A 23,208-nucleotide genomic window follows, 5' to 3' on the forward strand; every position below is an offset into this window, starting at 1 on the left:
GCTTGATCTGCTATTTTCAGTAGCCGTTGGTTTTTACCGGCGTCGATCGTGGTGACTTTTTGTATATGTTTACCGCGATTTTTGAGAGAATGCCCGGCTTTTAAAATCCATCGCGCCTGAGTCTATGCCTGTACATACCGCTCCTGATCTTTTCTCATATCCCAAATACTGGGCAGAGTGCTACGGAACTGCACCCTGGCTGCCCATGAGTCGTGAAGAGATGGATGCTCTGGGCTGGGATTCCTGTGACATTATCATCGTGACCGGTGATGCCTATGTCGATCATCCCAGCTTTGGCATGGCCGTTGTCGGCCGCTTTATGGAATCCCAGGGTTTTCGGGTAGGGATTATCTCCCAGCCGGACTGGACCAAACCCGATGACTTTATGAAGCTGGGCAAGCCCAACCTGTTTTTTGGTGTGGCTGCTGGCAATATGGATTCCATGATCAACCACTACACGGCTGATCTGAAAAAGCGCAATGACGATGCCTACACCCCGGATGCTGCTCCCGGCAAGCGTCCGGATCGTGCCGTCACGGTATATACCCAGCGCTGCCGTCAGGCTTATAAAGATGTGCCGATCTATATCGGTGGTATTGAGGCCAGCCTGCGCCGTATTGCCCAGTATGACCACTGGGATGATGAAGTGCGTCGTTCTGTGCTGGTGGATTCTGGCGCAGACATTCTTATCTACGGTAATGCCGAACGGGCCATGGCTGAGCTGGCTCATCGTATGTCAGCTGGTGAGACGATCGACACCATTCAGGATATTCGCGGCACAGCCGTTCTGAAAAAAGCCCTGCCGGAAGGCTGGACCGAGATTGATTCTTCCCGTATCGATTGGCCGCGGGACATTGCTTCCCTGGAAGAGGCCTACGGTGGCAGCCCTTACGAGATAAAAGAAGAGTCCACCTGCGCGGAGAATAAGCAGGCGGAAGCCGAAGGTGTTCAGCCGGTACGGATTATTCCTCTGCCACTGCATCGCAAAGCCGGTTACGACAAGAGCAAGACCTGTATCCGTCTGCCATCTTATGAAAAGGTGAGCAAGGATCCGGCTCTCTACGCCCACGCTTCACGGGTTCTCCATCAGGAGTCCAACCCGATGAATGCTCATGTGCTGATCCAGAAACATGGCAACCGGGAAGTGTGGGTGAACCCACCGCCGATTCCGTTGACTACCGAAGAGATGGATGGCGTGTTTGGCCTGTTCTATCAGCGTCGTCCGCATCCGGCTTATGGCAATGCCAAGATTCCGGCCTATGACATGATCAAGACCTCGGTCAATATTATGCGGGGCTGTTTTGGTGGTTGTTCTTTCTGCTCCATTACCGAGCACGAAGGCCGGGTGATCCAGAGCCGTTCCCAGGAGTCGATCCTGAATGAGCTGGAAGATATCCGCGACAAGGTACCAGGCTTTACTGGCCAGATTTCTGATCTGGGCGGCCCAACGGCAAACATGTATTTCCTGAACTGTAAGTCTGCGGAGATTCATGCCAACTGCCGTCGTCTGTCCTGTGTGTTCCCGACCATCTGCAAGAATCTGGAAACATCCCACGAGAAGACCACTGAACTCTACCGTGCGGCGCGCAAGGTGCGGGGCATCAAGAAGATCGCCATTGCTTCCGGTCTCCGTTATGACCTGGCGGTGAAGGACCCTGAGTATGTGCGCGAGCTGGTGACCCACCATGTGGGTGGTTACCTGAAGATCGCTCCGGAGCATACCGAGAAGAATACCCTGGATTTGATGATGAAGCCGGGTATGGGAACTTACGATGAATTCAAAAAGATGTTCGATAAATTCTCGAAAGAGGCGGGCAAGAAGCAGTATCTGATCCCGTACTTTATTGCCGCTCATCCGGGTTCGACCGATGAAGATATGATGAACCTCGGCCTGTGGCTGAAGAAGAACGGCTTCCGGGTGGATCAGGTGCAGACCTTCTATCCATCGCCTATGTCTCTGGCCACGGCGATGTACCACTCCGGTCGTAATCCGCTGAAGCGGGTGACCTATAAGGATGGTCGTCTGTATATTCCCCGGAATATGGAGCAGCGTCGTCTGCACAAGGCGTTCCTGCGTCACCATGACGAGAAGAACTTCGATCTGCTGCGGAAGTCGCTGACCGAGATGGGCCGTACCGACCTGATCGGCTATGGCGAGAACCAGCTGGTACCGCCGGCAGAGCGTCGTGGTTCCGGTCGCGGTCAGCAGCGTCAGGGTGGTCGTCCACCGGCGCGTACTGCTGCGGGTAAGCCATTCCAGAAAGCCCGTGGCGGTCAGTGGGATAACCGTCGTGCAGATAAGCCTGCTTCCGGTGGTAACCGACCTGCTGGTGGCAATAAAGGTGGAAAGCCGGGTAAACCAGCCAAGTCTGGTGGCGCTCGCCGCAGCAAGCCGGCTCGTTAATCCTATCTCCTGTCTTTACTGTTACTCCACTGACTGATCGGTCAGTGGAGTAGTCTGCTGTTTACTTTTCTACCGTTTTATTTAACCGCTGCGTTACAAATCTGCCGAAACTTTAACCGGGTCGCTTCCTCTAAATCTGGCATTTACAGCAATGTTACATGTCAGACAGAGAAAGAGTGGAGTGTGTGATGATCGGTGAAAGACTAACCGCTTTGTATATCAAATCCTGGCTGTTCCTTGATCAGTTAAAGAGTGACCAGCGTGGCGTCACGGCCATTGAATACGCTTTGGTCGCTGTGGCGATTGCTGCCGTTGTTGGCGTGGTGTTCTCGGCAGATGGCACCAACAGTCTGAAGGGCGCACTGCAGGGAGCCATGCAGCGGTTGAGCAACCAGCTGAGTGGTGCCGGTTCCTGATACCCGATGTTGGGATTACTGGTGTTGCTGGTATTGACCCTGAGAGTCTGCTGGACCGATGGGCGATACCGGCACATCAGTAACTGGCTGGTGATGGCGGTTGCCATCACCGTCATTGTGATCAACGGTTTTAGCCATCCCCCATGGTCATCGTTAGGGTTGCTGACTCTGGCGACAGGTGTCCTGTACGCAGCAGGGATAATGGCCGGTGGTGACGCAAAACTGATACTCGCTTATTTCTGCGGTATCAGCTCCTCTCTTTGGCTTGATGTCTTTGTGGTGATGGCAATGCTAGGCGGCCTTCTGGCGTTTATTAGCCTCGCTTATGGCGGGTTGCATCGTGATCTGGCCGGCGTACGCAGACGCGGCATTCCCTACGGTATCGCTATCGGGCTCTCCGGCATGCTGGGGGTGATAGCTTCGACAGTGACGGTTTAGATAGTGGCTGTTTAGATAGTGACAGTTTAGATAGTGACAGTTTAGATAGTGACAGTTTAGATAGCGGCGGCCTGAACCTCTCTGCTCGTGCGTTGCCTCAGAACACAGGCATAGATTATTGGATTGATCAGAACAGGGTAAGGTTATGCGACGGGGATGGCTTCTGGTTCCAGCTTTTATTATTTCAGCAATCGCGCTGATGGGTTTGTTAAGTGATGGTGAGCCGCAAACCTGCCAGAGTGAAGCCGGAGCTGATAACGGTTCAGACGCAGTGATCCTTCTGGTCAGTGCCCGGGAGCTTAACCGGGGGCAAGCCTTTCATCCCGAAGATATCATCCAGCGTAAGATTCCCGGATCCGCATCATCCTCTGAATCGGGTCAATCCCTATCACACCCGCTCACTGCTTCTCAGCTTACGGCCTTGCCCGCCGACGCCATCTGGGCGGAACAGTTGCCCGCCGGAACACCACTGACCCGCAGTCACCTGTTAACCCCGAACGAGCCGGGTTATGCCGCCGCTGCGGAGATTCGTCATCGTATTGCTTATCTGCTGACTATTGATCGTCAGCGGGTGACGGAACAGAACATCCGACCCGGCGACCGTGTCGATATCACCCTGATTGGAATGGCTGACAAGCATCTGGCCAAGTCCCCCCATACAGGTGCTTCACCGCGCTTGTCAGCAACAACTGTTGTTTCCGGTGTGCAGCTGCTGGAAATGAAGATTCCAGATTATTCACTGGATACCAGTACCCCTGCGACGTTATTGCTGTCTCTGGCGCCGGAAGAGATGAAAAAGCTGATGCTGGCCCGTCATGCCGGTGTGCTGGAAGTGACACCCAGCAGCCCGGTCGCAACCGAGGCCATGGTGCTTAAGGAAGTCTTTCCCCAACATGCCGGGGTGACTGAGCTAAGAGGTGAGCGCAGTTCAGGAAGCAGCCATCAGGCACGGGGGGATAACTAATGACCCCTTATCGAATCGTTGCGCTAGTGAAAAGCCTGATGATGCTGTTGTGCGCGCTTGTGGCTATGGCCGCAAAGGCAGCGGATAACAATCTCTATCTGGATGTCCATAAGGCCGAGATGCTGCACTACAGCGGTCTGATTGATACCGTGTTTGTGGCTGACCCGCAGATTGCCGATTATCGGGTCATCAATAACAATCGGCTGGTTGTTTATGGCAAGCAGCCAGGCAGCACTTCACTGCTGGTCACCGATGCCAAGGGCAATCAACTGGATCAGCGCACGCTGGTAGTAACCAATAATCTCTCCTCTGTTAAGGCCCAGTTGAAACTGCGCTTCCCGGATGCGGATATTGCTTTGACCACGGTCGGTGATCAGGTGGTTCTGAGTGGAACGGTTGCATCCGATGATGTCAGTCAGGACGTTTATAAGCTAACCGGCCAGCTGCTCGGCAAAAAATATAAGGAAGATAAATTTGCCTGGAAGGAAGGCGGGGACGATAACCAGATCAGCTTTATGACCCGTTACACCTACGAGGGGCTGGTGAATAACCTGCAGGTGGATGCGGTTAAACAGCTCAACGTTAAACTCACTATTGCCGAAGTCTCCCACTCTTTTATCCGTCAGCTGGGCGTGAAGTTCGGCTCATTGCTGGGTGAGGGCGATGGCGCCAAGTTTATTGGTAATGGTCAGTTCTTTAACCGGCTCGGGCATCTGAACTCTTCATCGATTGGTCGGTTTATTTCTGCGGCGGATGATGATGCCATGGGGCAGATTCTGGCGGAGCCCAACCTTTCGGTTCTGTCTGGTGAAACCGCCTCATTTCTGGCCGGTGGTGAGATGCCTATCATCACCTACGTCGAAGGTTCCCAGAATATTCACTACAAGGAGTTTGGGGTTCGGCTGACGCTGGCTGCCAAGGTGCATAAGGATTCCACCATCAACCTCTCGGTAGAGCCAGAAGTCAGCTCGGTGGATGTGAGCAAGAGCAACAACAAGCTCGACCTGCCCGCGTTTAAAACCCGCCGTACCCGAACCACCATTCAGCTGGCCGATGGGGAAAGCTTTGTGCTGGGTGGTCTGATAAGTGCCGAGGATCGGGATGCGCTCTCTAAGGTTCCGTTTGCCGGTGATATTCCCATTCTTGGCGCGGCTTTCCGTCATACCGATAACCAGCGGCAGAAAACGGAGCTGATCATTGTTGCTACCGTCAACCTGGTGAAGCCGGTAAAGGCGGGCAGTATCCAACTGCCACAGATGAACCGTGTTGATAGCCTGCTGCGTTATTTCAATCTGGATAGTCGCAAGGAGCAACCTGCCGTCTCCGCTCAGGCCCATAGCATTCTGGCCACTGGAGGGTTCAAGCAATGATGCGCTCTCACCCTCTTAATTATTTAAAGCGAATCCTCTTGTGCGCTCTGGTACTGCTGGCAGGTTGTGATGGTCGATTCGTCAATCTGCGTGAGACGCCGGAAAACCTGATCGAGTGCCCGCTGTATGAGCCGGCCGCTCGGGTCAATGGTGGTGCCGAACAGATACGTAGCTGTTATCTGGACCGGGCTCGACAGCAGATGTTGGTCAATCCGTCTGGGTCGGGAGAGTAACCATGCTGGATTTTGATGATCTGAAAAGCGACGGCTCGACTGACAGTAAACTGCTGGATCGAGGATCCATACAGTTGATCTATCAGAGTGAACAGTGCCTGCAGACGGTGCGGGAAGCTCTGGCCAGTGAAGGGCTTGCTGACCCGGAAACACTGAGTGGTGAGTTAATGGCCTGCTTTGATCAGCTGGCCGGCAGTCAGGCTCAGCTGGTTATTGTCGAGGCTGGCAATATGACATCTACGGACCTCACGTCAGATAATCTGAGTGAGCAGCTAAAGCTGTTACGTCGTCTATTGCCTAATCAATGTGCCATTATCCTACTCGGTGAAGATAACCGTATCAGCATTGAACGACAGTGGCGGCGCAGAGGTATTCGCTATCTCTACTGGCCGGCGACGCGAGATGACCTGATAGAGCTGGTTCGTGAGTGTCTCGCTCCCACTGCAACTCGTTCTACCCACAGCGCGTTGCGTATTGGCATTGTCGGAGCCAAGGGTGGTGCAGGCTGCAGCTTTCTGGCGGCACAGCTGGCCAGGGCGCTGGCGGTTGAGACCGGTCAGCCGGGTCTGCTGGTGGATCATGCGGAAAACGGCAGTAATCTGCATGTCATGCTCGGCCAGTCGGAGCTGGAAGCCCGCAGTCGTGAAACCCGCACATCCTTGAGCGGTGAGCCAATACTGGACTTTGTCACCGCCAGCAGCCTGCAGATTCGTATATCACAACATTTGAACTACCTCGGCAGCGGGGCTTCGGAGCTCAACCGACAAGCCGTTGATCTGCTGGCCTGGGATAACAGTTTTGTGGTGGAAGATGGCGGCTCTCTGCTGCTCAGCCATAACCCGGAGTGGCTGAGCAGTCTTAATATTGTTTTGCTGATAATTCCTGCGACACTATCAGGACTTGCCCAGGGGCGCCTGTTTCTGGAGCAATTGCAGAACGAATACGCCGATGGAGAACGAAACCCGCGCTGTATTCTGGTTCTTAATCATAATCAGCCGGGCCGCCAGATCACCCGCCAGCTGGCCGAGCAGTATTTCAAACGCACGCTGCAGGCGGAACTGCCGTGGATTGATCGTTGTGAAGATTGGTTGATCACCGGGACTTTGCCGGAGTCTGGTTGTCCAAAACTGGCTGCACCCTTGAATGATCTGGCTCGCACATTGCTGGGTAAGACGCAGCGTGATGAATCCCTGTTCAACCGGCTATTGCACTGGCTTCCTGAATCCTGGAGCAGGAGGCTGGGCTGATGAACCGGCAGAGTTCCACTCAATCTACGAGTACGCCATCTCAGGGCGCTGGTGGGGCAGCAGCTTCAGCAGCGGATAACGCGGTTTTCCAGAGCCTGTTTCTTAAGATTCGCAGCCAGATTATGGAAGCCTTGGATGCGGAAACGGTGGTGAATCTTCCGCCGGAGGTGCTCACCCGACAGATACGCTCAGCTATCGATACGCTGGCAGAACAGGAAAGCAGTCGTTTACCCGCCCACCTTCGCGCTGATTTCACCCGTCGGCTGGTTGATGAGATAACCGGCCTGGGCCCTCTACAGCCGCTGCTTGATGATCCTGATATCGCCGACATTATGGTGAATGGCCCTGATTGCGTTTATGTCGAGCGGGGCGGGCGTCTTGAGAAGACGATGGTCACCTTTATTGATGATCGTCAGCTCCAGACCATTGCCCGCCGGATTGCCGTTGATGCCGGTCGTCGTGTTGATGAGTCTACGCCCATGTGTGATGCCCGTTTGCCGGATGGCAGCCGGGTCAATATTGCTATTCCTCCCGTGGCTCTTGATGGGGCGATTATTTCTATTCGTAAGTTCAGCGTCCGGGCTGTGGGCTTCAAGGACCTGGTCGGCTATGAGAGTCTGTCCCAGGCTATGGCCAGAGTGCTGGCGATATCAGCTCGTTGTCGTCTCAATATTATTATTTCCGGTGGTACCGGTTCGGGAAAGACCACACTGCTGAATGCCTTGTCCAGCCAGATTGCCGAAACCGAGCGCATTATCACTATTGAAGATGCTGCCGAGCTACAGCTGCAGCAGCCCCATGTCGTTCGTATGGAAACCCGGCCGGCGGGTACTGAGAATACGGGTGCGATTACCGCTCGGGATCTGGTGATTAATGCCCTGCGGATGCGTCCGGACCGGATCATTATCGGTGAGTGCCGGGGGGCGGAAGCCTTTGAAATGCTGCAGGCGATGAATACCGGTCACGATGGTTCCATGTCCACCCTCCACGCCAATACCCCTAGGGATGCGCTGGCACGGATGGAAAGTATGGTGATGATGGCGGTGCCCAGCCTCCCGGTGTCCGCCATTCGTCGCAATATTGCCAGTGCCGTTGATCTGATTGTGCAGGTTTCCCGTCTGCACAACGGCAGTCGTAAAGTGATGAGCGTCTGTGAGGTGATGGGGATTGAAGGGGACAGTATTGTTCTCGAAGAGATTTTTTCCTTTGAGTTGCTGCCGCAGCAGAGCGGTCAGCAAGAGCTACAGGGGCGCTTCAACTGCCACGGACTTCTGAATCGCTCGGTCCTGACCAGAAAATCCCTGTTTTTTGGTATGGAATCGGTGCTGGCCGCCATCTTTGATGATCAGGCTAGAACCTCAGGTACGGGGGCAGGGTGATGGGCAGTCCTCTGGTTATGTTCTGTGCCCTTGGTGTGGGGATTGTGCTGGCGGTGATTGCCTGCTGGCCTGTCCGGAAGCTGCCGTCATTTCTCCAGAATGATAATGAGAATATGGCGGCCAGCGAGCAGAAGTCGGCCCTCGATCTCCGAACATTGGGAGCAGGAGGCTTCTCGGTACAACTGCAAAGCTATCGGGAAACGCTGGGTACTTTTCTTGGGGAACGGCTGGTATTCAAGGTCACCCTTGCAGGTATAAGCCTGCTGGCCGGTTGTTATTTGCTGCATCAACAGTGGTCGGTGCTGCCATTGTGGCTGTTATCTTTACTGGTCTGCTCCGCAGCGTTGATCGGTACGCTTATTTTTGCCAGGGTCTGGAAAAAACGACAGTTTGAGGCCGGGTTTGCCGATGCTCTGAACCTGATAGCCGGAGCCGTCAGCACTGGCGAAACTCTGAATAATGCCATTAGTTATGCCGGACAAACCTTGGAGGGCATTGTCGGTCATGCTTTTCGCCGGATGGGACAGGAGATGGCGGTAGGTCAACCGGCCGACGAGGTGCTGATGCGGGCCTGTCAGCGCTTTCCTTATCCGCAGTTTCTGTTTTTTGCCCTTGCTGTAAGGGCCAATATCAGCCGGGGTGGCCAGCTCAATGACGTACTGAAAAGTCTGAGTCGGGTGATGTTTAACAGCCGGTCACTGGATAAAAAGAAAATGGCGATGACGGCTGAGGCGCGCCTGTCGGCCAAAATTGTTGGTGCTATCCCGCTGATTTTTCTGGTGATCATGAAAGTGATTATGCCGTTGGATTTTGACTATGTGATGTTCAATCCAGAAGGTAAACCCATTCTTTATTACGTGCTGGGCAGTGAACTGTTGGGTGCAGCGATTATCTGGAAGCTGATGCGCGGGGTGGATAGCTGATGGATAAGGTGATGATCTCCGTGGTCGCACTGGTTATTGCCATGGTGCTGGTGGCCGGCATAAACAGTTATCTGAAGCAGCAGAGCCGCAAGGTGTGGCTGGGTTTGACCTGGTCACGACGGGTAAGAGGAGAGGGTTCTAATAGCCTGCTGACATGGTTGGCTTCCCGCCTGACCCAGCCAAGGGATGATATAGAAAAGAAGATTATTGCCGCCGGCTTTTATAACCGGGCTGTTGTGAGCCATCTGGCCCGCGTCTATTTTCCGGGCAAACTCCTGCTGGCGGTACTGAGCGGGGCAGTGGTTTATCTGGCTTTATCATCTGAGCTTTCTGACCGTCTGGTTATGATCCTGCTGGTGGCGATTGGCTGGATTCTGTTACCGGATATGTGGCTGGAGCGGCGCAAGAAGAAGCGCACGGTACGGGTATCTGGCAATTTGCCTTATTTGCTGGAGTTGATGGCGGTTTGCGTCCAGACCGGCATGACCATTGAAGCCGCTATTGAATATCTCTCCCATGAGCTGAAAGGCTTTGACCGGGATCTCGCCTATCTGATGGAAATCACCGCTTCCCGGGCAAGGATGTCAGGAACTCAACAGGCCTTGAATGATCTGAGTGAACAGCTGCCGTCCCGGGAGATGCAGAGCTTTATTCATACTCTGCAGCAAAGCCTGCGTTACGGCAGCTCACTGTTTGTAACCCTGACAACCCAGGCCGGCAATTTACGGGAAGTGAATATGCTTACGCTGGAAGAGAAGGTGGCCAAGCTGTCCGCCAAGCTCTCGGTACCGCTGATTCTGTTCATTATGTTCCCGCTGGTCATCCTGATGACCGCCCCCGGTATTATGAGGATGATGAGCAATGCTGCACTCTAAGGGATTGATTAACCGTTCACTCATTCTGACTGTTCTGGTTTTGGTAGCGGCGCTATTGAATGGTTGTTCCGCGCTGGGACCCACCCAGAAACCTTCCGAACAGGCCAAGTATCAAGGAGCCAATGAAGCGCTTCTGAAAGCGGCAGATAATCATGCCGGTCTGATCGAACTCTATAAAACCCGCATGCAGAAAGGCGAGCCTGCCGAGCGGGATCGTGCCCGGCTTGAGCTGGGGCAGGTCTATCTCGATACCGGGGATCCGGAATCCACCTTATTTACCATAGAGCCTCTTTTTCTACGTACGGTTGAAAATGGTGAAGGCCGTCCGGATGCCGAAGGCTGGTTGTTGAAATCTCGGGCCCAGCTGGCGCTGGGACAACCGACACCGGCCATGGAGTCTATCAAGCAGGCGCTGGCACTGCGTCCCGGTCATCCCCATATTCTGAACCAAAGTGGTTTAATTTATGCGGAAACCGGCAACTATTCGGAAGCCCGCCAGGCCTTTATCCAGGCCCGTCATGCCATGCTGGATGATCTGACCGTAAAGAATAATCTGGCCATGCTCGATATTCTCGAGGAAAACTACAAGGCTGCTATCCAGCGGTTGATGCCTTTGTACACCAGTGGTCAGGCTGATGATCGCATCAAGGCCAATCTGACTCTGGCCGTTGTGCGGGCCGGACTGTACCAGGAGTTTCGGACCCTGTGTGGTCAGGGCAAGACCGAACAGGAAACCGCTGCGCTGTTTATGGCACTGTCGGAAGCAAAGCCAGCCGCCGGAGTACACTGATGCCTGCGCGGCAGCCGTTACGCCAACCTTTACGTCAGGAAGGTATGGTGGCACTGGAAACAGCTTTGGGGTTGCCGGTGCTGATGTTGGCGATCTTTCTCTGGTGTGAGATGTGTTTTGTTGGTTATGTCAGTGCCATTCTCGATTACACCATCACCGAAAGCGCACGTCATCTGCGTGCCTATCCCCATGACCATTACCATCAGGCTTTCCACCGGATTATCAATAATGATCAGTCGTTCTGGCGTCACTTCATCGATACGGAAAGGCTGGTTCTTGAGTCCTGGTATCAGGCTGATATGGATATGCTGTATGAGAGCCACTGTCGGGAGAACACCGGGACTCTCTGTTACACCCAGGAGCAGAAGGGCAGTCTGATTGCTGTCTATCAGGTCGAGTATCGTTACCGGCCACTGTTTCATATCTTCCGGTTGGGGCGTATCGAAACACCGGTGCTGCGTCGTGAGGTCATTGCCGTACAGGAGTATGAACGTGGCAGTTAATAAGCTGACAGGCCGACAACGTCAGCGGGGCACGTTTGTTATCGAATGTGCGCTGGTGCTGGGTGTGCTGGTACTACTGATCGGTTTTACCTCCGATATCATCAGCTGGCAGGCTGTTTATGCCCGCTTACAGCGGATGGCCCATAGCGGCGCAACGCTGATACGTGAGCGTGAGTTGTTGTTCGCCGATCGGGAAGTCTTAACCAACGATGATGTACAGAAGCTGTACCAGATTACCAGACAGTCCTTAACCCGTACCTATGGGGACTTTGCGCCCGGACAGCTGGGGCTTTATGTCGAGCAGGTTGAGCGTCAATATCCTTCAGGTCAGTGGAGCTCTGTTGCATTTCATCAAGGTAGCCCGTGTCGTCCGGCACGGACGCTAAAAGGTAATAGTCGCCTGTTTCCTGCTGACCAGAGTCTGATTATTTATCAGGTCACGGTCTGTTATCCCGCTGATAGTTATTATCAGGCCTTACTGGGTAATGGTGGTGTACTTATCGCCAGTACCCTGATGCCGGGGCGCTGATCATGTTGTACCAGCTCATCAGCCGGAAGAAACAGTGTGGAGGCGCAGCAGTTATTACCATGTTGATGCTGCCGGTGCTGGCAGGAGTGATGCTGTTTGTGATGGAGTCGGCACAACTGCTTAGAGCCCGTTCAGCTTTGGGGGATGCCAGTGATGCGGCAGTGCTGGCTGTAAGCACTTTGAAAAATGATGATACTAAGGAACGGCGAGCCATGGCCCGAAGCTGGATGGAAGAGGCCGTGACAGGGCGAGGGGCAAACGCATGGCTGGATCGGGTAGATATAGACTTGTTGTCGTGTTTTGAGAACCCTGATTGTGATGCCCGCAGTGATAATGGTTTTGAAGAGTTACGACTCGTAGTTTCTGGTCAACCGCCGCAATGGTTTCAGTCCCGGGTCGCTGGCTATTCCATTAGCGGGAGTGTGGCACACTCGGCGCGAGCACGCCGATATGTCGATAGCGGAGCCAAAGATGTCTATTTTGTGGCTGACTTCTCTTCGTCCATGGATCTGTATTGGGCGAAACAGAGAAAAATCACCATGTTGCGTAATCTTCTTAATGATATGGCGCAACAGCTGGAAGATGAGACAGAAGACAGAGTTGCGGGTGATGGAAAAAATACCATCGCAGTCATTCCTTATTCCACTTATACCATGGAGACGCGCCCTGAACCGGGCAAGGAAATCTGTTCTCTGATACAGATACCTTTTGGTCTATCGCCGGAGGAAGAATACCAGCGCCATTGGGATCAGCTGGATGATGCCCTGGCGATTATGTTTCAGGCCAAGCCATGTCATCGTACCTATCCAGCCCGGTTAATGTCTGACCCACTGTTTTTTCCGTTTTTTACAGTTCCTTCGACGACCAGTGCCCAGGTGATCAAAAACCAGTTGGCGAAGATGAAGCCCGATGGGGAGACGGCGTCTTACGAAGGTATTATTCGAGCCGCACAGGAGGCGATGAAGGGTAAAAACCCGATTCGCACAATTATTGTGTTATCCGATGGCGCCGACACCAACTCCAACTTGCACCGTGCCATGGTCGAAGCCGGATACTGTGACACCATCCGGGAAGTTCTGGAAAACCAGGACAGCTATGATGGCAAGCCGGTACGAGCCTCTATTGCTGTAGTCAGCTTCAGTTATGCGCTCAAGCCTACCAATGCACTGGCCCAATGTGCGGATAAGGGCAAGGTCTATACCGCCGAGAATGTTGATGATCTACGCCGCAAGGTGGTATCGATTATTAAAGACGACTCAGCCCACCTCTATCGTAAGCCCTGATTCTTGTGTCGAACCTATCACCTCTGGTTCCCACGCTCTGCGTGGTAACCATATATGCATTCCTACGGGGGACCGTAGGAACGAGAAATGAAACCGTAAAGCAGAAGTCTGCGTAGATTAAGTTTCGCGTGCCGATAGCTTTTTCAGGCATAATCCTGAAAAAATCCAACAACTGACAATGTGGCGAACAAGAATTTATGACGCTGACTGACCAGGTTCTGTCCGGATTATCTCAGGCAATAAGTGGGAAACCCCAGCAGCTAAGGCTGGCACTGTGTTGCCTGCTGGCTCGTGGCCATCTGCTGATTGAAGATGTTCCGGGTATGGGGAAAACGACGCTGGCCCATGCACTGGCAAGAGTCACCGGACTGGATTGGCGGCGGGTGCAGTTTACCAGTGATCTGTTGCCAGCCGATATTCTCGGGGTTTCCATATTCGAGCGCACTAGCTCCACTTTCCGTTTCCAGCCGGGTCCGGTGTTTACTCAACTGTTGCTGGCGGATGAGATCAACCGCGCTACACCCCGCACCCAAAGTGCCTTGCTGGAAGCCATGGAAGAAGGGCAGGTCTCTGTTGAAGGGGAATCCCGTCGTCTGCCTGAGCCCTTCTTTGTGATTGCCACCCGTAATCCGGTAAACCAGTCCGGTACCTTCCCATTGCCGGAGTCGCAGCTGGATCGATTTCTGATGCGTATCGAGCTGGGTTACCCTGATCCTGCTTCCGAACGGGCCATGCTCAGTGGTCAGACGGGTCGTACCGTGCTCTCTAGTCTGCCGGTCCTGATGGATGACCAGCAGCTGCGTACCCTTCAGCAGCAGGTGGATCAGGTACAGGCCAGCGAACGATTGCTGGATTATCTGCAGCGGCTGGTGGCAGCAACCCGTGAAGGCGATCGGTTTGTCTGTGGTCTTTCTCCCCGTGCCGCGCTGGCGTTATTGGGGGCAGCGCGTGCCTGGGCATTTCTTGCCGGTCGTGACTATGTCTTGCCGGAAGATGTACAGGCAGTCTTTCCTGCTGTAGCCGGCCACCGTCTGCAATCCCGTGCCGGCGGCAGTGTCGCCAGTCTGCTGGCAGAAGTCGATGTGACCGGTTCGGCATGAAGTCGTTCTTATCTCAAATATTGCTACCTCAAGCGTTCAGAAACCGTTGGCAGCGTTGGCTGGATCGCCGGATTCCCCTAGCTCGCAGTATCACCCTTAATCAGAAAAGCCTGTTTATTCTGCCTACGGCCGCCGGTTATGGTTTTTTGCTGGTGGCCCTGCTGATTTTTCTGGCCGGCGTTAACTATCGCAACAGTCTTAGTTACGGTGTCGCCTTTTTTATGGTCGCGCTGTTTCAGGTGGCGCTGTGGCAGACCTGGCGCAACCTTGCCGGTTTAACTCTGACGGCACGGCATGGATATTCTGTTCATGCCGGTCAGCGTGCCCGCCTAGTGGTGACAGTGGGAAGTGAACAGAGCGGAACGGGTAAACGCTTCGGCGGCCTTGGGGTTATGGTCGGCTGGCCGGATGGCAGCCAACCGAACGGCAATCTGGTTCGGGTCGATCCTCAGGGGCAAAACGTAGACGTTGAACTGACCTGTGCCACTGAGAACCGGGGAGTATTGAGACCCGGTCGTCTACGGGTGGAAACCACCTGGCCGCTGGGGCTGTTCCGAACCTGGAGCTGGGTGGCTCTGGATCAAAGTGTACTGGTGTGGCCGTCCCTGATCCCAGTTGAGCCTTTCAATGCCTCTAGCAGTCAGGGGGAAGGGCATCAAAGTGTGGCCGGGGGGATGGATGACTTTGATGGCTTTCGCAGCTTTCAGCCTACCGACTCCGCTGCGCAGGTGGACTGGAAAGTCTGGGCACGCAGTGATGAGCTGGTGGTTCGACAGTTCCATGGGCTTGCAGGAGATGATCTGTGGCTGGATCTGGCTCAGGCACCCGGTCGAGATATTGAGCAGCAGCTCAGCTGGCTGGCGAGCCAATGTGTAGCATTGTCGTCCACTCAGGCCATCTGGGGACTTAAGCTGGGTGAAATAGTGATTGCACCGTCACAGGGTGGCAGTCACTGCCAGCAGTGTCTGGATGCACTGGCTCGTTTTTCAGGGCCGCAGGAGTAACAGATGCTGAACAGCTTGCTTAATAAAGAATGGCTCCGACGTAAACGAAAAACCGCACCTGCCGTTGCTCCGGTAACCCGTGCTGCCAGTTTCAGTCTGGTCTTTATTCTGGTGCTGGTCTGTCTGCCGTTGGCACCCTTGCTGCCTGCTGGCACATGGGTGCTGGTCAGTCTTGTCGTTGGTTGGCGGCTGATACTGTTACGTGCTCGTGGGGCTCACCCTGGAAAACTGATTCGTACGCTGCTGGTCGTTGTTGCTCTGGCTCTGGTTCTGCTGCATTACGGCACCTTGCTGGGGCTTGAAGCGGGTGCAACTACGCTGGTTTCTGCCTATACCCTCAAACTGCTGGAGATGCGCAGCCGACGTGATGCTCTGGTGCTGAGCTTTATGGGCTTCTTTGTTGTGGTGACCGGGTTGCTGTTCTCACAATCCATTGCCATGACCGGTTATCTGCTGGTGTGCCTGGTGGCTCTGGTGTCGGTACTGGTGGGGCTGCATCAGCCGGGCACACAGACGGATATCGGACCCGCCTTGCGTACAGGGTTGTTGTTAAGCGCACAGGCACTGCCTTTAATGGTGATTCTGTTTGTACTGGTGCCACGTATTCCGCCACTCTGGGCGGTGCCTCACCCTGATAACAGTGCCCGTACCGGGCTGAGTGATGAGATGGCGCCCGGTGATATTGCCCGGTTAAGCCAATCGGGCGAGCTGGCCTTTCGGGCAACCTTTACCGGTGAGGTTCCTCCTCCCGAGCAACGCTACTGGCGTGCAGTGGTCATGTATTGGTTTGATGGGCGACGCTGGTCGCAGGGCGATCAGAAGGATTGGCAAAAGGTCGGTGTTGCTGAAGAGGAACTGATTAGCTGGTATCCGCAAAAGCCCGCCTGGGCGCCGGAACAAAGTTCTGCGAATGTGGATTATCGCTACGATATTATCCTCGAACCCAGTGGTCGCCCCTGGTTGCCGGTGCTTGGGCCGGTCAATACCGCAGTGCAGGGCACGGGGCTGACCCGGGATTGGCGCTTGTTGTCCCGGGATAATGTCGATCTGTTGCGGCAGTATTCCATGCCCTCCTCCGGTTTCCAGGGTATGGATGCAGAATTACCTACCTGGTTAAAGGCAGCCAGTCTGCAACTGCCCGCCACAGGTAATGCCCGGGCTCGCCAGTGGGCCGAAGAGTTAGCAAGCCAGTATGGAAGCAATACGCCGGCACTGGTTTCTGTGGTGTTGAGGCACTTCCGTGAGCAGGATTATTACTACACGCTGCGACCACCGACCCTGAGTGGCAATACCATTGATGCCTTTCTGTTTGATACCCGTCGTGGCTTCTGCGCCCACTATGCAGGAGCTCTGACGTTTATTCTCAGAGCGGCCGGTATCCCGTCCCGTGTCGTAGCGGGCTATCAGGGCGGGGAAGTGAAAGAAGGTGGTGTCGTACAGGTACGTCAGTTTGATGCCCATGCCTGGGTGGAATACTGGCAGGCAGGTTACGGCTGGCAGCGTGTCGATCCGACCGCAGCTGTTGCGCCTGAACGGGTGGAGCAGGGGCTGGAACAGGCCGTTGCTGAAGAAGGTTCATTTCTGGAAGGAAACCTGTTCTCTCCGGTGCGCTATCGCCATATCGATTGGGTTAATACCCTGCGCCTGCAATACGAACAGCTGGAGTACCAATGGCAGCGTCTGGTGCTGTCCTATGATGAGGACGCCCAGAAAGATCTGTTCAAAGACCTGTTTCCCGGTAAGGACACTTTGACGGTGTTACTGCAGTTGTTAGTTATCACTGTTTTGTTGGTTATGGTGATATCACTTATCTGGGTGACACGACCCTGGCAGCAAAAACTGGCACCGGCTGATCGTTACTATCAGCAGTTTTGCCAACGGATGAAGCGAAAAGGTTTGCCTCGCCATCCCGGAGAAGGACCGGAAGATTATGCCCTCCGGATAAAAAGGGAGCGCCCGGAATGGGGACAAAAGGCGCAGGAGGTCACGGAGCTGTATATTCGGCTGGCTTACGCAAACCAAGAACCGCAGAGCCATGAGGCGACTCTGCAGCAGTTGAAAAGACTTGCTTGTATCTAGCGGTTCTTTTTTAGGATTGCTCAGATTGAGGTTTTTGCGCAGTAGCTGGTATGGGGTTGTTGTACATCAGACGAGGATGGTATTCGTAGGTGTCCCGTAATCCATCCAGACATTTATCGATGAAATCGTAGAGGGTTTTGATCAGCTTCGCTTCTTCTAACGGTAACTGTCTCTCCGGAGTATGGACCAGATGGAAGGAGCACAGATAATCCAGCGCATGCATGGTTTGATCAAGCGTCAGGTTTTTCATCACAGCGTTAATGTCATTACGGATCACTGCAAGACACTGGTTGAGATGCGGGTTCTTTTGATATTGGACATAACCACGGGAAATCCGGCTTCCTTCCGGACACTGATTCAAAGACAGTGTCAGAGTTGCCCTCTCGTGGATTGGCCGCCAGCTGGTTAACCGTTGCCCCAGCTCCTCAAAAAGGGTATGCATTTTCCTGATATAGCCTTGAGTACTGTCCTCGCTCAGGCATTGGCGTTTAGCGGTTTCCTTCTTGCGGAACTCGTGAATAATGACCATGGCGATATGCGCAGAACCCATCTCTTTCTCAGTTTGACCGCCGGACATATAGCGGTTGGTCTCTCGAATGATGCGTTGTCTGCCTTCCACAGTCATCATCACTTCTTCTACCTGTGCCATTACCTTGGGGAATTCCACTGGTTTGTAATCCTTGGGGAACGGCTTTATCGGGGTCAAAGTACGACGGGGATCGAGCTGATACTGATCTTCAAGGCTGGGCAGGGTCAGCCCGGTTGTGGGCAGTGATGCTGGCAGACTGCTGACGCGTGGCAGCGGGCCTGATGAGCCATTGAGTGTCCAGATCGGAAGCGGATTGTTGGACGTGACGGGAATAACGGAAGGGACGGGGGAAGGGTAGGTGGAGACAGTATGTCCTCCCAGCATCCCGGCCAACTGCGGGTAACTGGCCACATACCCCTGATCAATTGGTGCAGGGGAAGGATAGGCAGGACTTGTCGTAGTCGGTAAGCCTTGTGCATTTTGATTATGGATTGCTCTGGGGGGATAGGGTGTAGCCATGCTTTTATTCTTTCAGCAGTGAGTATCCCCATTAAGGCAATGAAGGCGAGAGCAGGGTTCTTTATAAGCCCTGTCAACGCTGATAGTTGTGCTGACCATTTCAATATCTTCATCTTTACCTGCGGTATAACAGGATTCTCCATTGAGGCTGCGGGCTGATAGAATCCCTTTATCATTCAATGACAACCGATACCCATTCATGAGTTTCCAGCTTCGCCCCTATCAGCGTGATGCCGTACAGGCGGTGGTTCGCCACTTTCGCAAAACCAGTGATCCGGCGCTGATTGTTTTGCCAACCGGTGCCGGTAAGAGTCTGGTGATCAGTGAGCTTGGTCGAATTGCCCGGGGCCGGGTTCTGGTGCTGGCCCATGTGAAGGAGCTGGTCGAGCAAAACCACGGCAAGTATGAGAGCTATGGTCTCAAGGCCTCGATATTCAGCGCCGGACTCGGCCGCAAGGAAGCCTCCGAACAGGTGGTGTTTGGTAGTGTACAGTCTGTCGTGCGTAATCTGTCGTCATTTGAAACCGAAGGCGAGGCTGCCAAATTCACCCTTTTGGTGATCGACGAATGCCATCGTGTTTCTCTGGAGAAAGACAGCAGCTACCACAAGGTTATCAGTCAGCTGAAAAGTCAGAATCCCCAGCTCAAGGTTCTGGGCCTTACCGCGACACCTTACCGGCTTGGGCTGGGATGGCTCTACAACAGCTATGTCCCGGAAGGTGAGAAGGGCAAGCTTCGTACCGAGCAGGAACGCTTTTTTAAAAACTGTGTCTATGAACTTCCACTGCCGTGGATGGTAGATAATGGTTATCTCACCCCACCCCAAATGATTGATGCCCCCGTTGCCTGGTATGACTTCTCGCTGTTACCTCGCACAAACCTGGGCGGATTCCGGGAAGGGGATATGAATCAGTTGCTTAAAGGGGAAGGTCGTGCGACCAAGGCGATTATCCAACAGGTGATCAAGCTGTCTGATGAACGTCAGGGGGTGATGATCTTTGCCGCAACGGTTGAACATGCCAAAGAAGTATTGGGATATCTACCTGAGTCCGAGAGTGCCCTGGTGATTGGTGATACTCCGGGACCTGAGCGGGATCAGCTGATTCAGCGCTTTAAAGAGCGGGAACTTAAATATCTCGTCAATGTGTCCGTATTAACCACTGGCTTTGATGCACCCCATGTGGATGTGATTGCTATTCTGCGTCCCACTGAATCTGTCAGTCTCTATCAACAGATTGTCGGGCGTGGATTGCGGTTGTCAGAAGGCAAAGAGGATTGTCTGGTGATGGATTTTGCCGGCAATAACTTCAGCATCTTTGCCCCTGAAATTGGTGATCCTCGCCCGGATTCTCGTGCTGTACCGGTACAGATAGATTGCCCTATGTGTGGCTGTCAGAACGACTTTTGGGGACTGGTGGATAGTGACGGCGATCTGGTCGAGCACTATGGACGTCGTTGTCAGGGCTTTATGGAGAATCTGGAAGGAGAGCGGGAGCGCTGTAGTTTCCGGTTCCGGTTTAAGGAGTGCGGAGAGTGTAATGCTGAAAATGATATTGCCGCCCGCAAGTGCCATGAGTGCGGCAAGGTGCTGGCTGACCCTGATGATAAGCTGCGGGCGGCGTTGAATCTGAGAAATACCACAGTACTGCGATGTTCCTGGATGACCATGGAAGCCGACAAGAACCGCAGTGGTGAGGAGCGCATCAAGGTCAGTTACTTTGATGAAGACGGTTTAAGTATTACCGAGTTTTTCCGCCTGGAAACGCCGGCTCAACAGGGTGTTTTCTATCATCGCTTCGGAAAGCTGCACCAGATTAATCGGGGGGAGGCATTTCGGGCGCGTTCTGTGGAAGATGTTATAGGGCAAAGTAAAAAGTTTCGTAAGCCGGATTTCGTCATTGCTCTGCGGGAGCCGCGAGGATGGAAAATTCGTGAGAAGATCTTCGATTATAACGGGGCTTATCGCAAGGCTGTTGAGGCTGGGTGAAGATTGAAAATAGGATTGTTCGGTTAGTCTTTGTTGCGGGGATTAATTGCTCAGGGTTTCAGCCGGGATGTTGCGGAGGGGAGCTGATGGTGCGTGAGCACTCCTGATAGAGAAGCCTCGCAGCTGGGCGTAATCTTGCTGCCATCGGCTGTCACGACTCAATCCTTGCCGATTATGGCCAGACCTTGGTGGGACAGGGTCTGGCCGCCTCTTATTTCTTCCGCATAAATCTCTCAACTTAGTCATGAACACGTCCTCGCATGGCTTTGACCGAACTTCTTCGGGTTTTACTATCCAATCGTCTCTTCTTTGATGCCAGTGTTGGCTTGGTGGCAATCCGCTTTTTTTGGGTTGCTTGTACCGAGCGTATTAGCTCACACAATCTTTCCAGCGCATCTTCACGGTTTTTCTCCTGGGTGCGATAGCGCTGGGCTTTGATAATAATGACCCCATCCTTGCTGATGCGGCTGTCCCGCAGTTTCAGCAGTCGGGACTTGTAAAAGTCCGGCAGGGATGAAGCATTGATATCAAAACGCAGATGGATGGCACTGGATACTTTGTTAACGTTCTGGCCGCCGGCCCCCTGGGCCCGAATGGCACTCAGTTCAATCTCTTCGGCAGACAGGCTGACATGGCTTGATATTGCCAGCATTGGGTTACTCCTTGTATGGTTCTTCTCATAGTCCTTGTCAGGGTGAGCGCCGTATTCTACGGGAGTCGACAAATTTTATGGACTTTATTTTTATTCCCCCCGCACAATGGAATCTTTAGTGAGTTGCAAAGCAGGACTATGAGCCGCTGGAGTGTGTATCTGATCCGTTGTCGGGATGGCAGTCTTTATTGTGGTGTCTCTACTGATGTCGCACGGCGTTTTACTGAGCATAGTACTGGTGGTCCACGCAGTGCCCGCTATGTTCGTGGCAAGGGACCGCTAGAGCTGGTTTATCAGCATGTGGTTGGCGGTCGTGCTGAAGCTTTACGCGCAGAATATCGCATAAAGAAATTGAATAAGGCCACCAAGGAGAAGCTGGTGGCCGGTACAGTGCTGTTCAATGAGGTTATTGTCCTTGCTCCATCGTGCTGACAGTTAAAGTCTCTAATTGGTCTGATATCGGGGCAAAGTGTTGTTGCAGAGCCGATGTGATGGCTTGTTCCAGAGGCTTATCATCCGTGAGCAGTGTTGCTGTGGTCCTGGTGTTCGCTCCACCGGGTGATGGATAGTAAAGAGTTGCCCGCTCAGGCAGGGGCTGGTCATCAGCGACCAGAGAGTAGACCTCTGTTGCACCGTTATCCAGTCTGGAAGCCAGTAGCTCTGGATTAACAAGATGCGCAAAATTGCTATGACCAAAAGGCTGATCCCGAAACAGGATCGGGTAATCATTGGTCAATATCGTCAGAAATGATGTGATCAGGTTGAGACTGGGAAATTTATCACTCTGCAGAGGATGAAGTAGAAATTCACTGTGCAGCCGAAAATCCGCCAGCACTGCGAATGGTGAGTCTGACTCAATAAGTTGGGTCAACGTCATCTGCAGAAGATACATCATGCTGTCCAAAATCAGCTCAACAGGGTAACTGTGAACCACAAACCGGTCACTGCTCGGTTCTGCATCAAGTTCTTTTGGGAAGTCCTGTTCCGCTGTCCATATTTGCGCAGGATCAGTACTACCGTATTTATGATTGAGATAGGGATCATCATCCGTTGCATAAGACACCAGCCTTTGTCTTTCAACCATAGTGTGATGTTTTAACTTTTCCCCCAGTTGATTCGCAGTCGTTTCTTTGTGCTGACTGAGATAACTGACAAAAGTGCTGTGTAGACGGGCAGCGCTATAAAAATGTTTCGCAGTAAAAAACTCCCTACTAAGAGCGTGCATGATAGGTGTTGTTCTTAGCAGGTTGTGCTCAAGTTCTTCATCAAAACCCTGTTCCAGACCATTGTGAGCAAGTACTTGGGGATAGACATGCAGATAGTCAGCCAGAGTTTTCGGTTTCAAGAGGGCGTTTGTTGAGAGCCAGAGTTTGAGCAGTTGCTCACTGAGTATTGGTATAGGAACCTGACCGTCAAAATTTTGCTGATTAAATTCGAGCAGATTAATAAAACCCGACCAGAGATTCGCTGACTTTGCTACGTTTAACTCGGAGGTCTGATCCAGGGTGTAGTTATCAGATTCGTCAGTAACCGGTACTAATCTATCCGAACTGTTCTGCTGAGCCTTAGTATTAAATTCGGTCATCACCAGCCTTAATAGAAGGCGTGGTGGGATTGCCTGAAGCCGCTGGGCAATTAAATTTGTTTCGATTGCAAACTTACGGTCAGGCTTTAAAGAATCTGCTTTCTCCTTGATCGGCGGTTTTTCCTTTATCTGAGGCGGCTCAGTACTATCCATTGCGTTGCCCGTTTGAGAGTCGCTGCCTACCAGGCTCCCATTTATGTTTACAGGCACTGTGTTGCTTGACGTAATGGTGGTAGGAGGTGAAGGCGGCGGTCGTCTGGTTATTTTATTCTGAGATGTGATCTGCCCTGGTTTTGGCGGCCGTGACGATGTTGCTGCTGTTGTTGTGACTGTAGTAACAGATATCGATTGCAGAGTGACGGTACTCATCATCCCAGCGAGCCTGTCCGCATCATCATC

At 53.2% G+C, this 23,208-nt stretch carries 22 protein-coding genes; 19 read left to right on the forward strand and 3 right to left on the reverse strand.

Annotated elements, in window-relative coordinates:
* Positions 1-124 precede the first annotated feature (124 nt).
* From EHSB41UT_RS12365 to EHSB41UT_RS12445, 17 genes are all read left to right on the forward strand, one after another.
* Positions 125-2,404, forward strand: a complete 2,280-nt coding sequence (locus tag EHSB41UT_RS12365; protein ID WP_087110255.1) for a YgiQ family radical SAM protein — start codon at positions 125-127, stop codon at positions 2,402-2,404.
* A gap of 158 nt (positions 2,405-2,562) precedes the next feature.
* Positions 2,563-2,820 carry a Flp family type IVb pilin gene (locus tag EHSB41UT_RS12370; RefSeq protein ID WP_207626629.1) on the forward strand — a complete coding sequence of 86 codons (258 nt, stop codon included), beginning with the start codon at positions 2,563-2,565 and terminating at the stop codon, positions 2,818-2,820.
* 6 nt (positions 2,821-2,826) lie between these two features.
* The gene (locus tag EHSB41UT_RS12375; RefSeq protein ID WP_133060495.1) at positions 2,827-3,258 is read left to right on the forward strand and encodes an A24 family peptidase; all 432 of its coding nucleotides are present in this window, start codon (positions 2,827-2,829) and stop codon (positions 3,256-3,258) included.
* A 145-nt stretch (positions 3,259-3,403) separates the two neighbouring features.
* Positions 3,404-4,222, forward strand: coding sequence for an RcpC/CpaB family pilus assembly protein (locus tag EHSB41UT_RS12380; protein WP_087110259.1), 819 nt, complete (start codon positions 3,404-3,406; stop codon positions 4,220-4,222).
* On the forward strand, positions 4,222-5,592 hold the full coding sequence (locus EHSB41UT_RS12385; protein ID WP_207626630.1) for a type II and III secretion system protein family protein: 1,371 nt from the start codon (positions 4,222-4,224) through the stop codon (positions 5,590-5,592). Before EHSB41UT_RS12380 ends, EHSB41UT_RS12385 begins: the two co-directional genes overlap by 1 nt.
* Positions 5,589-5,825 (forward strand): hypothetical protein, encoded by a 237-nt coding sequence (locus EHSB41UT_RS12390; protein ID WP_087110261.1) that lies wholly within the window; start codon positions 5,589-5,591, stop codon positions 5,823-5,825. The genes EHSB41UT_RS12385 and EHSB41UT_RS12390 overlap by 4 nt, the downstream gene beginning before the upstream one ends.
* A 2-nt stretch (positions 5,826-5,827) precedes the next feature.
* On the forward strand, positions 5,828-7,072 hold the full coding sequence (locus tag EHSB41UT_RS12395; protein ID WP_087110263.1) for a CpaE/TadZ family protein: 1,245 nt from the start codon (positions 5,828-5,830) through the stop codon (positions 7,070-7,072).
* Complete coding sequence (locus EHSB41UT_RS12400) at positions 7,072-8,451, forward strand: TadA family conjugal transfer-associated ATPase (RefSeq protein ID WP_087110265.1); 1,380 nt, start codon at positions 7,072-7,074, stop codon at positions 8,449-8,451. Before EHSB41UT_RS12395 ends, EHSB41UT_RS12400 begins: the two co-directional genes overlap by 1 nt.
* Positions 8,451-9,374 (forward strand): type II secretion system F family protein, encoded by a 924-nt coding sequence (locus tag EHSB41UT_RS12405; RefSeq protein WP_087110267.1) that lies wholly within the window; start codon positions 8,451-8,453, stop codon positions 9,372-9,374. The genes EHSB41UT_RS12400 and EHSB41UT_RS12405 overlap by 1 nt, the downstream gene beginning before the upstream one ends.
* Complete coding sequence (locus EHSB41UT_RS12410) at positions 9,374-10,249, forward strand: type II secretion system F family protein (protein ID WP_207626631.1); 876 nt, start codon at positions 9,374-9,376, stop codon at positions 10,247-10,249. The genes EHSB41UT_RS12405 and EHSB41UT_RS12410 overlap by 1 nt, the downstream gene beginning before the upstream one ends.
* Positions 10,236-11,039: a tetratricopeptide repeat protein gene (locus tag EHSB41UT_RS12415; protein WP_087110269.1), complete on the forward strand. Its 804-nt coding sequence runs from the start codon at positions 10,236-10,238 to the stop codon at positions 11,037-11,039. Before EHSB41UT_RS12410 ends, EHSB41UT_RS12415 begins: the two co-directional genes overlap by 14 nt.
* On the forward strand, positions 11,039-11,542 hold the full coding sequence (locus tag EHSB41UT_RS12420; RefSeq protein WP_087110271.1) for a TadE family protein: 504 nt from the start codon (positions 11,039-11,041) through the stop codon (positions 11,540-11,542). The genes EHSB41UT_RS12415 and EHSB41UT_RS12420 overlap by 1 nt, the downstream gene beginning before the upstream one ends.
* Positions 11,532-12,071 (forward strand): tight adherence pilus pseudopilin TadF, encoded by a 540-nt coding sequence (gene tadF, locus EHSB41UT_RS12425; protein ID WP_165767248.1) that lies wholly within the window; start codon positions 11,532-11,534, stop codon positions 12,069-12,071. Before EHSB41UT_RS12420 ends, tadF begins: the two co-directional genes overlap by 11 nt.
* Positions 12,072-12,073: 2 nt before the next feature.
* On the forward strand, positions 12,074-13,354 hold the full coding sequence (locus EHSB41UT_RS12430; protein WP_087110275.1) for a TadE/TadG family type IV pilus assembly protein: 1,281 nt from the start codon (positions 12,074-12,076) through the stop codon (positions 13,352-13,354).
* A gap of 197 nt (positions 13,355-13,551) precedes the next feature.
* Positions 13,552-14,454 (forward strand): AAA family ATPase, encoded by a 903-nt coding sequence (locus EHSB41UT_RS12435; protein ID WP_087110277.1) that lies wholly within the window; start codon positions 13,552-13,554, stop codon positions 14,452-14,454.
* Positions 14,451-15,458, forward strand: a complete 1,008-nt coding sequence (locus EHSB41UT_RS12440) for a DUF58 domain-containing protein (RefSeq protein WP_087110279.1) — start codon at positions 14,451-14,453, stop codon at positions 15,456-15,458. Before EHSB41UT_RS12435 ends, EHSB41UT_RS12440 begins: the two co-directional genes overlap by 4 nt.
* A 3-nt stretch (positions 15,459-15,461) precedes the next feature.
* Positions 15,462-17,537 carry a transglutaminase TgpA family protein gene (locus EHSB41UT_RS12445; protein ID WP_087110281.1) on the forward strand — a complete coding sequence of 692 codons (2,076 nt, stop codon included), beginning with the start codon at positions 15,462-15,464 and terminating at the stop codon, positions 17,535-17,537.
* A gap of 10 nt (positions 17,538-17,547) precedes the next feature.
* On the opposite strand, the gene EHSB41UT_RS12450 is transcribed toward EHSB41UT_RS12445, so the two are convergent.
* Positions 17,548-18,585: a hypothetical protein gene (locus EHSB41UT_RS12450; protein ID WP_133060496.1), complete on the reverse strand. Its 1,038-nt coding sequence runs from the start codon at positions 18,583-18,585 to the stop codon at positions 17,548-17,550.
* A gap of 199 nt (positions 18,586-18,784) precedes the next feature.
* Between EHSB41UT_RS12450 and radD the strand changes: the two genes are divergently transcribed.
* Positions 18,785-20,572: a DNA repair helicase RadD gene (gene radD, locus EHSB41UT_RS12455; RefSeq protein WP_087110285.1), complete on the forward strand. Its 1,788-nt coding sequence runs from the start codon at positions 18,785-18,787 to the stop codon at positions 20,570-20,572.
* Between the two features lie 238 nt (positions 20,573-20,810).
* On the opposite strand, the gene arfB is transcribed toward radD, so the two are convergent.
* The gene (arfB, locus tag EHSB41UT_RS12460) at positions 20,811-21,224 is read right to left on the reverse strand and encodes an alternative ribosome rescue aminoacyl-tRNA hydrolase ArfB (RefSeq protein ID WP_087110286.1); all 414 of its coding nucleotides are present in this window, start codon (positions 21,222-21,224) and stop codon (positions 20,811-20,813) included.
* A gap of 138 nt (positions 21,225-21,362) precedes the next feature.
* Here arfB and EHSB41UT_RS12465 point away from each other — a divergent pair, with 138 nt between their 5' ends.
* Positions 21,363-21,656, forward strand: a complete 294-nt coding sequence (locus EHSB41UT_RS12465; RefSeq protein WP_087110288.1) for a GIY-YIG nuclease family protein — start codon at positions 21,363-21,365, stop codon at positions 21,654-21,656.
* Here the strand turns inward: EHSB41UT_RS12465 and EHSB41UT_RS12470 are convergent.
* Positions 21,631-23,181: a hypothetical protein gene (locus EHSB41UT_RS12470; RefSeq protein ID WP_133060497.1), complete on the reverse strand. Its 1,551-nt coding sequence runs from the start codon at positions 23,179-23,181 to the stop codon at positions 21,631-21,633. The two genes, EHSB41UT_RS12465 and EHSB41UT_RS12470, sit on opposite strands and share 26 nt — an antisense overlap.
* Positions 23,182-23,208: the final 27 nt, after the last annotated feature.

It is taken from the genome of Parendozoicomonas haliclonae (genome assembly GCF_900174585.1).
GTDB lineage: Bacteria > Pseudomonadota > Gammaproteobacteria > Pseudomonadales > Endozoicomonadaceae > Sansalvadorimonas > Sansalvadorimonas haliclonae.